Here is a 4,777-nt window from a genome sequence, read left to right on the forward strand (position 1 = left end):
GAGCCCGACCGAACCGCCCCCGGCCGCCGCTGATCCACCGCGGCCCCGCGCCCTCCGCCCCATCAGCCCGACCCGCGCGAATCCGGGGAATGGCCGGAACCTGCCCCACCGTCTCCCGATCGGTGACGGCACCCGACACCGGCCGGTACCCGGCATGGGGCTTCCGGCGATGCGTCCACGCCCACCCCGATTTCCGCCGCCCTCACACGCCTTATCCACACCCATGTCCCGGGTGCCCTCCGCCTCACCGGCGTACCGCTCGGCACCCGAACCGTTCACAGGGGGAGATCACATGGCCGACACCGGCCGTCATCACACCGACGCCCCGGCGTCGTCCGTCCCGGAGGAGACCCCCTCCGGGGTGGAGAAGCCCGACTCCGCGCCCATCCTGGAGCTGCGGTCCCTCACCCGTGTCCACGGCAGCGGCGTCGCCACCGTCAACGCCCTGCGCGGCGTCGACCTCACCGTCCGCGCCGGTGAACTCGTCGCGGTGATGGGGCCCTCCGGCTCGGGGAAATCCACCCTCCTGACCCTCGCGGGGGGCCTGGACACCGCCACCTCCGGCCAGGTCCTGGTCGAGGGCGTGGACCTGGGGGCCCTCTCCCGGGCCGAGCTCGCCCGGGTGCGTCGCAATCGGGTCGGCTACGTCTTCCAGGACTACAACCTGATCCCCGCTCTCACCGCGGTCGAGAACGTCTCCCTGCCCCGCGAGCTGGACGGCGTGTCCGCCAGGGTCGCCCGGCGCGAGGCTCTGGCGGCCCTGGAGGAGATCGGCCTCCCCGAGGTCGTCGATCGCTTCCCCGACGAGATGTCCGGTGGTCAGCAACAGCGGGTGGCCATCGCCCGCGCCCTGGTCGGTGACCGTCGCCTGGTCCTGGCCGATGAGCCCACCGGCGCCCTGGACTCCGAGACGGGTGAGACCGTCCTCGCCCTGCTGAGAAGCCGCTGTGACGATGGTGCCGCCGGGGTGATGGTCACCCACGAACCCCGCTTCGCCGCCTGGGCGGACCGGGTGGTCTTCCTGCGCGACGGCTCCGTGGTGGACGAGGCCGCCGGCAGCGGCCCGGAGTCCCTCCTCCCGTCGGGGGCACTGCGGTGAAACGACTGCACATGTGGCGGGCCGCCCTGCGCATCGCCCGTCGCGACGCCTGGCGGTCCAAGGGGCGCAGCGCCCTGGTGGTCGCCATGCTCGCCCTGCCGATCATCGGCGCCTCCGGTCTGGACATCGCCCTGCGCTCGGCTGATCTGAGCACCGAGGAACGCCTCACCCGTGAGATGGGCGCCGCCGACGCCCGCTTCCTCGATTTCGGTCTCGGCCGGCCCATCCAGCAGTACCCCACGGACCGGACATCCGCCTTCGGTATCTCCGGTGGCGAGAAGCCGCGGACCGAGGAGGAAGCGCGACGCGAGCTGGAAGCCGCACTGACCGCGGCTCAATCCGCCTCCCCCGAGCGGGTCGTCACCGATGCCTCCGCTTCCCCGGCGGTGGTCACCACGGCCGCCGGTGCCACCTCCGTCGAGGTGCGCGAACTGCCCGCCGACGACCCCTTGGCCCGGGGAATGCTCACCCTGCGGGAGGGCCGTTTCCCCTCGGCCGCCGGTGAAGTGGCCGTCACCCGGGAGTTCCTGGACATCAGTGAACTGAAACTCGACTCCACGGTCGGCTTCCCCGACCTGGAGGACGCGGCCCACCGCATCGTCGGTGTCTACGAGATCCCCTCGGAGCTGAGAAGGGAGCAGATCCTCGCGCCTCCCGGGGCCCTGATTCCCGAGTTGGCCGAGCACGAGGCGGTCCAGGACATCGACTTTCAGTTCCTCGTGTCGGTGCCGAACGGCATGCCGTGGTCGGACGTGGTGAAGGTCAACGAGACCGGCTGGATGGTGACCTCTCGCCTCGTTCACCACGATCCCCCGCCGGACGATCAGGTACCCGCCTACGCGGAGGGGCGTTGGGACGCATCGGGTGCCGATGCCCAGGCCTTCGCCGTGGTCGGTGTCGTCCTGGCCCTGATCATCATGGAGATCTGCCTGCTCGCCGGTCCCGCCTTCGCGGTCGGGGCGCGACGTTCGCGCCGCATGCTCGGCCTGGTCGGGGCGAACGGCGGCGACCGCCGACACATTCGGGCGATCATGCTCGGCGGCGGTCTGGTCCTCGGCCTGGTCGCCGCCGTGGTGGGCGTGGTGCTCGGCCTCCTGCTGACGCTCCTCACCCGGCCGTGGCTGGAGGGTCAGCTGGGGTTCCGATTCGGTGCCCTGGACCTGCGTCCGCTGGAGCTGGCGGCCATCGGAGCCCTTGCCGTCTTCACCGGCCTGATCGCCGCTCTGGTGCCGGCTCTCCTGGCCGCCCGGACACCGGTGTTGCAGTCGCTCACCGGTCGTCGGGGAGTGCGACGAACCGGTCGGACGATGCCCGTGGCGGGCGCCGCAGCCTTCGCGCTGGGCGCCGGCCTGGCCCTTCTCGGTGGCTACGCCCTCAACGAGCCCGTCGCCGTGGCGGCGGGGGCGATCGTGGCCCAGTTGGGTCTGGTGGCCATGACGCCGGTACTGGTCGGAATGTTCGGTCGGCTGGGCCGCTTCCTGCCGCTCGGCGGGCGCCTGGCGCTGCGGGACGCGGTCCGCAACAGGTCGCGCACCGCTCCGGCGGTGGCGGCGGTCCTCGCGGCGGTCGCCGGTTCCATCACCCTCGCCACCTATTACGGCTCCGACGAGGCCCAACGCGAAGCGGGTTACGACCCCATGGTTCCCTACGGGACGGTGGTGCTGTCGGCCGGGGACGAGCGAGCCCTTCCCGCGCTGTCGAGAGCCCGTGCCGCGGTGGAGGAGCACGTCGAGACGACGGCGCGCGCCGATCTGGCCCGCCTGGTGCCGGACGAGAAGATCTGCGACGACTGGGAGGGCGCCACCCCGGGCTGCGGACTGGTGCGTGTCCTGATTCCCATGGAGAACCGCTGCACGGAGGAGCAGAGATTCGCGGAGTACGCGCAGTCGCCTCCATGGCAGTGCGGGGATCCGGACGGCTACCACACCGTTCTCCTGGATGAGGTGGTGATCGGAGGGCCGGAGGTGCTCCGAGCGCTCGGCATGGATGACCGCCGTGCCACGGAAGCGCTGGAACGGGGAAAAGCTGTCGTACTGAAGCCCACGGCCCTGTGGACCGACACCCCCGGGGTGGAACCCGCCGACGGCACGTTCGGTGAGGTGACCGTGGCGCTCAGTTCCGCCGAAACCGTCCGAGCCGAGGATGAGGCCTGGCACGCGTCCCGGGAGGAGTCGGAGTCCTCGTCCGCCGCTCCCGCCTCGCACACCGTGCCCCTTCCCGGCCGGGGGGAAGCGGTGGCGTTGGAGGGCTGGGCACAGACGGGACCGATCCTTCCGGCGGATCGGATGGAACACTTCCCCGCCGTGTACGTGGATCCCGGCAGGGACGCGGTCGATACGTTCTCCCGGCTCGTCGTCCTCATACCGCCGACCACCGCGGAGGCTGCCGGGCTCCCCTCGGTCGATTACGCCACCCTCTGGAGCACGGACGAGCCCCCCGCCGGGGCTCGATGGCAGGCGGTGGAGGAGGTGCTCCGTGACATCCCCCACGGACCGCCGGCCTTCGTCGAACGGGGCTATCTCGGGAACGCGGACATCGTCCTGCTGGTCATCGCGCTGTTCGCCGGCGTGGTGACCGTGGGAGCGGCGGGTATCGCGACCGGTCTCGCCAGGGCCGATTCGGAGGCCGACCTGGCCACCCTGGCCGCCATCGGTGCCCCGCCCCGGGTGCGCCGCACGCTGATGGGCATGCAATGTGCCGTCATCGCGGGCATGGGGGTGGTGCTGGGCTCACTGTCGGGCCTGATCCCCGGGATCGCCCTGGTGGTGGCGGAACACCGCAACCGACTGGCGATGTGGGAGCAGAACAATTTCCGCTGGAATATGGACGCCCCGGAGCTCACCCTGGTCCCGCCCTTCGGTCTGGTGGGGCTGATGATCGTCGGTCTGCCGCTGCTGGCCTGGGTGTTGGCCGCTCTGCTGACGCGTTCGGGTACCGGGCTCGTCCGCCGTGCGGATTGATCGGCGTGCATGATGGAACCATGACGCAGCCGAGGAATGAACCGCCGAAGGAGAGCCCGCAGGTCCTGGTCGTGGGGCCGGACGGAATGGCGCTCGGCAGCGCCGGTCCGCGGGTGAACGCCGAGGGTGAGCGCGGGGAGAACGCCGAGACCCCGGTGACGGAAATGGTCGAGCAGCCGGCCAAGGTGATGCGGATCGGCAGCATGATCAAGCAGTTGTTGGAGGAGGTGAAGGCGGCGCCGCTGGACGAGGCCAGCCGGGCGCGGTTGAAGGAGATCCACTCCAGTTCGGTCAAGGAGTTGGAGGAGGGCCTGGCGCCGGAGCTGGTCGCCGAGTTGGAGCGGTTGTCCCTGCCGTTCACCAACGACCAGTTGCCCACGGACGCGGAGTTGCGCATCGCGCAGGCCCAGCTGGTGGGTTGGCTGGAGGGGTTGTTCCACGGGATCCAGACCGCGTTGTTCGCGCAGCAGATGGCGGCCCGGGCGCAGCTGGAGCAGATGCGTCGGGCGCTGCCCGCCGGACTCGGCGCGGAGGATCACGGTGGCGAGGGACGCGGGGACATCCGCTCCGGCCCCTACCTCTGAGCCACGGGTGCTCCCGGTTCCCCGGGTCCCGGAAGCCCTCGGCCCGGGCCCGGGCGGGAACCGTGAGGAGGGCGGAGCGGGGGGTGCCCCCGTGACCGGCCGCGTGCCGGTCCCCGTCCCGGCGGGGACGGGTG

Annotated in this window: 3 protein-coding genes; all 3 read left to right on the plus strand. The window is 71.5% G+C overall.

Going from position 1 to position 4,777, the window contains the following annotated elements; translation table 11 throughout:
• The first annotated feature begins 292 nt into the window (after positions 1-292).
• The 3 genes from FNQ90_RS12905 to FNQ90_RS12915 are packed head-to-tail and all read left to right on the plus strand — an operon-like array spanning position 293 to position 4,643.
• Positions 293-1,099, plus strand: a complete 807-nt coding sequence (locus tag FNQ90_RS12905; protein WP_182606512.1) for an ABC transporter ATP-binding protein — start codon at positions 293-295, stop codon at positions 1,097-1,099.
• 11 nt (positions 1,100-1,110) lie between these two features.
• Complete coding sequence (locus FNQ90_RS12910) at positions 1,111-4,059, plus strand: FtsX-like permease family protein (protein WP_456115096.1); 2,949 nt, start codon at positions 1,111-1,113, stop codon at positions 4,057-4,059.
• A 20-nt stretch (positions 4,060-4,079) separates the two neighbouring features.
• Complete coding sequence (locus FNQ90_RS12915) at positions 4,080-4,643, plus strand: bacterial proteasome activator family protein (RefSeq protein WP_143621605.1); 564 nt, start codon at positions 4,080-4,082, stop codon at positions 4,641-4,643.
• The last annotated feature ends 134 nt before the right edge of the window (positions 4,644-4,777 follow it).

This window comes from Streptomyces alkaliphilus (assembly GCF_014141535.1).
GTDB lineage: Bacteria > Actinomycetota > Actinomycetes > Streptomycetales > Streptomycetaceae > Streptomyces > Streptomyces alkaliphilus.

Coding starts and splice junctions, on each gene's coding strand:
- FNQ90_RS12915 (WP_143621605.1), top strand. CDS start 4,080: ATGACGCAGCCGAGGAATGAACCGCCGAAGGAGAGCCCGCAGGTCCTG.
- FNQ90_RS12910 (WP_456115096.1), top strand. CDS start 1,111: ATGTGGCGGGCCGCCCTGCGCATCGCCCGTCGCGACGCCTGGCGGTCC.
- FNQ90_RS12905 (WP_182606512.1), top strand. CDS start 293: ATGGCCGACACCGGCCGTCATCACACCGACGCCCCGGCGTCGTCCGTC.